The following is a 5,132-nucleotide window of genomic DNA, read 5'->3' as shown; positions in this document are numbered from 1 at the left end:
GTGTCGCGGAGACGCCGAAGCGGTCGCCGAGGGCGGGGGCGGAGTAGACCTCGCCGGGGAGGAGTTCACCGGTGCCCAGCGCGGAGCGCAGCGCGTCGAGGATCTGGCCCCGGACGGAGGCGCGTTGGACGATCGGCCGGGGGCGGGGGATCGGCAGCTCGCTGTGGGTGTGCTCGCCCCGCGCGGAACCCTGCTGAGGCACGCTCGCCCGGCGTTCGGTGGCCTCACCGGCGTACCCGGCGTCGGCGTGGCCCTCTAAGCGCGCGGCGGCGATCCCGTACGGCTCGTAGGAGCCCGGTGTGGCAGGGGTCACGGGGGTCTCCTCCGGGCTTGTCGGTACTTGGGGCCATTACGACCGGTTGTTACTCGTCCGTCAAGCACCTTAGGCCCACCGGCTCTCAGTTCAAATCCCAACCATCTTGAGTAAGGTTAGGCTTACCTTCAGAAACTCGTGGATCGGTGGCCCCGGCATGCCCACTCCCCCGCCCGTCGTGCACGACGCGTACGCCCGCCTGACGGAGGTCTGCCCGAGCGTCACGGTGCGGCACATCGGGGACGGCGAACCGGCACCCACCGCCCCGGGCTGGGTCTCGGCGGCGGGGCTCGCGGAGGGAAACGCCGAGCTGGAGCGGTACCTCGCCTGGGACGAGGCACAGGTCCTGCGGGACTACGGCAGGAAGGGCCGCCCGGACGTGGTCGCGAGCTTCGGCCTGCACCGCTACTCGTGGCCGGCGTGCCTGCTGTTCACGATCCCCTGGTTCCTGCACCGCCGGGTGCCGCGCCTGCCCGTGACGCATGTCTCGTACGACCGGACGGAGGGGATGCGCCTCGCGGTCCGTACGCCGGAGGCGTTCGCGTGCCTGCCGGGCGACCCGGCGGCGGGGCGGCCGGGGGCGCGGGTCGTGCCGGACGAGGAGGCGCTGAGGGCGGAGCTGCGCGCGGCGGTCGCCGAGCACCACGAGCCGCTGCTGGCGGGGTTCGGTCCGCGCATGCGGCGCAGGGGCCGGGCGCTGTGGGCGATGGTGACCGACGAGATCGTCGAGGGCGTCTGGTACGTCGCCGCGCTGCTGGGCGAAGAGGAGAAGGAACGGGCGCGCCGGGAGCTGGAGTTGCTGCTGCCGGGGGCGACGCGGCCGTACGTGGGGACGGCGGCGTTCCGTGAACTCACCGGCCCCGACGGGCAGTCGCTGCCGACGCGGGACCGGGCGAGCTGCTGCATGTACTACACGATCGACCCGGACGACATGTGCGTGACGTGTCCGCGCACCTGCGACGCGGAGCGGATCGCCAAGCTCACGGCCACCGCGGCGAGTTGACGCCGGCTCAAACACCCCCTCGGTGCGGGGGTGCGTCCGGTGCTGTCGTAAGATCATCGCCGAACGGGACGGCCGTACGGTAACAGGGGATTCACAATTTCCTCACGAGCCGCGGGAACTTTCCGTGGAACCATCCGTACGGGTAGTCTTATTCGAACTCAACTCCCGCCGCTCAAGCAGCAGTTCGAGCAGAACGTCGCCGTGGGCATCCCCTTGCACCTCCTTGGCGGCCTCTTGTCCCGAAACCCCCTTGAGGGCCGGTGGGATTGGGCCAATATGGCGGGCGATACGCCCTATCCCAATGCAAGGGACTCCAGATGAGACTGACCGACATATCGCTGAACTGGCTGCTTCCGGGCGCCGTACTGCTCCTGGGCCTGCTGGCGGCGATGGCGGTGCTCGCGCGGAGCAAGCGGTCCGGCGGGGAGCACGCCAAGGACGACTCCTGGGAGCGCAGCGAGGAACGGCGTAGGCGCAAGGAAGCGTTCTACGGCATGGCCTCCTATGTCCTGCTGTTCTGCTGCGCCGCCGTCGCCGCGGCGCTCTCCTACCGGGGGCTGGTCGGCTTCGGCCGGGAGAACCTCGGCCTTTCCAACGGGTGGGAGTACCTCGTCCCGTTCGGCCTCGACGGCGCGGCCATGTTCTGCTCCGTCCTCGCCGTGCGCGAGGCGAGCCACGGTGACGCGGCGCTCGGCTCCCGGATACTGGTGTGGACGTTCGCGGGCGCTGCCGCCTGGTTCAACTGGGTGCACGCGCCCCGGGGTCTGGGCCACGACGGCGCGCCCCAGTTCTTCGCCGGGATGTCCCTGTCCGCCGCGGTCCTCTTCGACCGGGCGCTGAAGCAGACCCGCCGGGCCGCGCTGCGCGAGCAGGGTCTGGTGCCGCGTCCGCTGCCGCAGATCCGTGTCGTGCGCTGGATAAGGGCTCCGCGCGAGACGTACAAGGCGTGGTCGCTGATGCTCCTGGAGAACGTCCGCAGCCTCGACGAGGCGGTCGACGAGGTGCGCGACGACAAGCAGCGCAAGGAGGAGTCGAAGCGGCTCCGGCGTGACCAGCAGCGCGTGGAGAAGGCCCAGTTGAAGGCGATCAGCCGGGGTCACCGGGGCTTCCCGGGGCGCGGCGGCCGTCCGATGGACGCGCCCGCCGAGGTCGCCCTGGAGCGGGTCGCGGCCTCCTCGGAGCCTGCCATAGCCGGCGCCGGAGCACCGGAGCAGCTTCCGGTCCGCCAGCGTCCGTCCCTCTCTCCGGTCCGGCACGGCTCCGAGGCGTCCGCCGCCTCGCCCGCGACCGTCGACCTGACCGCGGAGGACGACACGATGGCGCTGCCGCGACTGGACTCCCTGGAGCGCAAGCTCAAGGATCTGGAGCAGCAGTTCGGCTGATGCCGTGCGGAGTGTGCCGTACGGAGTACCTCGGGGCGGGGGCGCGACCTGAACAGGGCCGCGCCCCCGCCCCGTTGTGCGTCCTGCGGCGATCCGCCGCGCGAACTACGCGGCGTCCGCGTCGAGTTCGAACCAGACCGCCTTGCCGATGCCGTGCGGCCTGATCCCCCAGGAGTCCGCGAGGGCCTGGACCAGCAGCAGGCCCCGGCCGTGGGTGCCGTCGTCGGCGCGCGGCGCCTGCGGGCGGGGCAGCCGGTCCACGAAGTCCCGTACCTCCACGTGGAGTCCGTCGGGGCCGACGGACGCCGTCAGGACCGCGTCGTCGTCGGTGTGGAGCAGCGCGTTGGTGACCAGTTCGCTGGTGAGCAGCTCGGCGATGTCCGAGCGGCCCGGTTTTCCCCAGTTGTGCAGCAGTTCCCTGAGCGCGTGCCGGGCCTCGGGCACCGCGCCCAGGTCCGCCCGCCCCAGCCGCCGTCTCAGCTGCGGCTGCCCCCTGTCGATGGAGTCCTCGCCTGTCCGTCTCGCCGAGGAGGCCCCGATCGCCGTGGGACCGCCCCCTCGTGCCTGCCTCTTCATGACCCCCGCCCGCGCGCCGATGTCGGTTTCCCTCCTGCTCGAACACGTTCACGGGGATCCATGCCCCGTGAGGCGGGCGGCAGTCATGGGCCGTCGCCGACGCCCAGGTGTTCGGCCATGTTGTCGGCACGGGGTGTCATGTCGACCGCGACACCCCTGACCTGCCGACAAGGGCCCGGGGCATATGCCACTGGCCCGCTGCGAGGTGACCGCGGGGACACCGGGCCCCTGCGCGGCGTGTACGCGAGCGGGAAGGGTGGTGCCGCGTGCTTTGCGCGACGCGGACACCCCGCGGTGCCCTCCGGACGCCGCCCGGTCTACGCGCCCCCGGCGTACGGGTCGGTCCCCCGCGTCGAGCCCCGGCTCCCGAACCCGTCGTAGCCCGACCGGAGCCCGGGCCAGAGCCTGCCTCCGGGTGACGGGCCGCAGAGCGCGCCGCGACCCCGCGCCGTGCACGTGAACTTGGCCGGAAACCGACGCGCGTCCGGGAGGCGGGGTGGTGCGGACGAGGGCCCGGTGCTGGTCACGGGCGGGTGAGCGGCGGGTGAACGGGAGACGTGGCGCGAGCGCGACGCCGAGAGCGGGCCACGGAGGGGGTCCGGGCCCGGCGTAGAGGTGACGCAGAGGGGGACCGGCGCCGCAGATACGGCACTGCCGGGACGCGGTGCTGGGGCGTGGTGCTGGGGCCGCCCTCTCGTCCCCCATGCGTGAGGGCGGCCCCGTCCCGGATGGTCAGCGGAGCTTGTTCACCGCCGTGACCGTGGTCTTCTTGAACGCCTTCACCGGCGCGTCCTTGAACGTCCCCATCTGTCCCCAGTCGACGACGGTGACGGTCCGCCCGTCCCGGCCGACGCCCAGCAGCCGTACGTCGAGCGCGCCCCACTCGGCGGCCGTGTGCAGGCCGAAGACGTGCGCGCCCTCCTCGACCTGCACCGCGCCGTAGTCCTTGAACTCGGCCTGGATGTCCGGGTACTTCTGCTCGATCCGCTCGGCGCAGGAGCGGACGTCCTTGACGATCCGGGCGTAACGCCCCTTCGCCTGCGTCTCGTCGGGCAGCACCACGCTCACCTGCCAGGCCCCCGCGTCGAGGTCGGTGCGGAACGTGCGCGACCAGGTCCCGCCGCCGCTCAGGGCCTTGCCGAGGCACGTGTCCTCCTCGACCTCCTCCGGGACACCCGCCGTGACCGGGCCCGCCGTCCACGGGGAGGAGAGGTACGGCGGCAGGTCGCCGGCCGCGAGGAAGCCCGGCGGGGCCGGGTTCGTGGCGGCGGGTACGGCGGTCGCGGTGACGACCGTCAGACAAGCGGCGGAGAGTGCGGTGAGCACGGCCGCGTGCAGGCGAGTACGCATGGGTGGTCCCCCGTGAGTGTGTACGTGGATGTGAAGGGGTCGCACCCCGGCGTACCGTCGGCGCAGCAGGTCGGGTTCCGACCGGGCCGTTCGGTGCGACACCATGAGCATCAGGGGCCACGGGGGAGCACCGCAAGCGACAGCGGCCGTCCGCCGGGGATGGAACCATCCCACCCCTGCTGACGTGCACATATACGAGTGCCTGGGATGCCGTCCCAGGCCCGGACACCACGGGGGCACGGTGACGAGCGGCCAGCATGCGGCGGACTTCGCGGAACGCCTGCGGGACCTGAAGTCCCGCACGGACCGCAGCTACGGCTCCCTCGCGCGGCGCCTGGGCATGAACACCTCCACCCTCCACCGGTACTGCGCGGGCGAGGCCGTCCCCCAGGACTTCGCCCCCGTCGAACGGCTCGCGGGCTTCTGCGGAGCGAGCCCGGAGGAACGCCTCGAACTGCACCGGCTGTGGTTACTGGCGGTCCAGGAGCGCCAGTAACCACAGCCGGTG

4 protein-coding genes and 2 pseudogenes are annotated in these 5,132 nt (G+C 72.3%); 3 read left to right on the top strand and 3 right to left on the bottom strand.

The annotated features are described in order from the left end of the window. A pseudogene (locus tag AOK24_RS37330) lies at positions 1-313 on the bottom strand (GntR family transcriptional regulator); the annotation flags it as partial. A gap of 157 nt (positions 314-470) precedes the next feature. On the opposite strand from AOK24_RS37330, the gene AOK24_RS37325 reads away from it, so the two are divergent. After that, the gene (locus AOK24_RS37325; protein WP_055724382.1) at positions 471-1,316 is read left to right on the top strand and encodes a (2Fe-2S)-binding protein; all 846 of its coding nucleotides are present in this window, start codon (positions 471-473) and stop codon (positions 1,314-1,316) included. A gap of 317 nt (positions 1,317-1,633) precedes the next feature. After that, the gene (locus AOK24_RS37320; RefSeq protein WP_055724381.1) at positions 1,634-2,698 is read left to right on the top strand and encodes a DUF2637 domain-containing protein; all 1,065 of its coding nucleotides are present in this window, start codon (positions 1,634-1,636) and stop codon (positions 2,696-2,698) included. Between the two features lie 105 nt (positions 2,699-2,803). Here the strand turns inward: AOK24_RS37320 and AOK24_RS37315 are convergent, their stop codons facing one another. After that, the gene (locus AOK24_RS37315; protein WP_055724380.1) at positions 2,804-3,274 is read right to left on the bottom strand and encodes an ATP-binding protein; all 471 of its coding nucleotides are present in this window, start codon (positions 3,272-3,274) and stop codon (positions 2,804-2,806) included. Positions 3,275-4,006: 732 nt separating this feature from the next. Then, positions 4,007-4,624 (bottom strand): hypothetical protein, encoded by a 618-nt coding sequence (locus AOK24_RS37310; protein WP_055724379.1) that lies wholly within the window; start codon positions 4,622-4,624, stop codon positions 4,007-4,009. A 103-nt stretch (positions 4,625-4,727) separates the two neighbouring features. On the opposite strand from AOK24_RS37310, the pseudogene AOK24_RS46775 reads away from it, so the two are divergent. Next, positions 4,728-5,117 (top strand): annotated as a pseudogene (locus AOK24_RS46775) (helix-turn-helix domain-containing protein); the annotation flags it as partial. Between the last annotated feature and the right edge of the window lie 15 nt (positions 5,118-5,132).

Source organism: Streptomyces niveiscabiei (genome assembly GCF_001419795.1).
In the GTDB taxonomy this organism is placed as follows: Bacteria; Actinomycetota; Actinomycetes; order Streptomycetales; family Streptomycetaceae; genus Streptomyces; species Streptomyces niveiscabiei.
This window is presented reverse-complemented; position numbering and strand designations above follow the sequence as displayed.

Coding starts and splice junctions, on each gene's coding strand:
- AOK24_RS37310 (WP_055724379.1), bottom strand. CDS start 4,624: ATGCGTACTCGCCTGCACGCGGCCGTGCTCACCGCACTCTCCGCCGCT.
- AOK24_RS37320 (WP_055724381.1), top strand. CDS start 1,634: ATGAGACTGACCGACATATCGCTGAACTGGCTGCTTCCGGGCGCCGTA.
- AOK24_RS37325 (WP_055724382.1), top strand. CDS start 471: ATGCCCACTCCCCCGCCCGTCGTGCACGACGCGTACGCCCGCCTGACG.
- AOK24_RS37315 (WP_055724380.1), bottom strand. CDS start 3,274: ATGAAGAGGCAGGCACGAGGGGGCGGTCCCACGGCGATCGGGGCCTCC.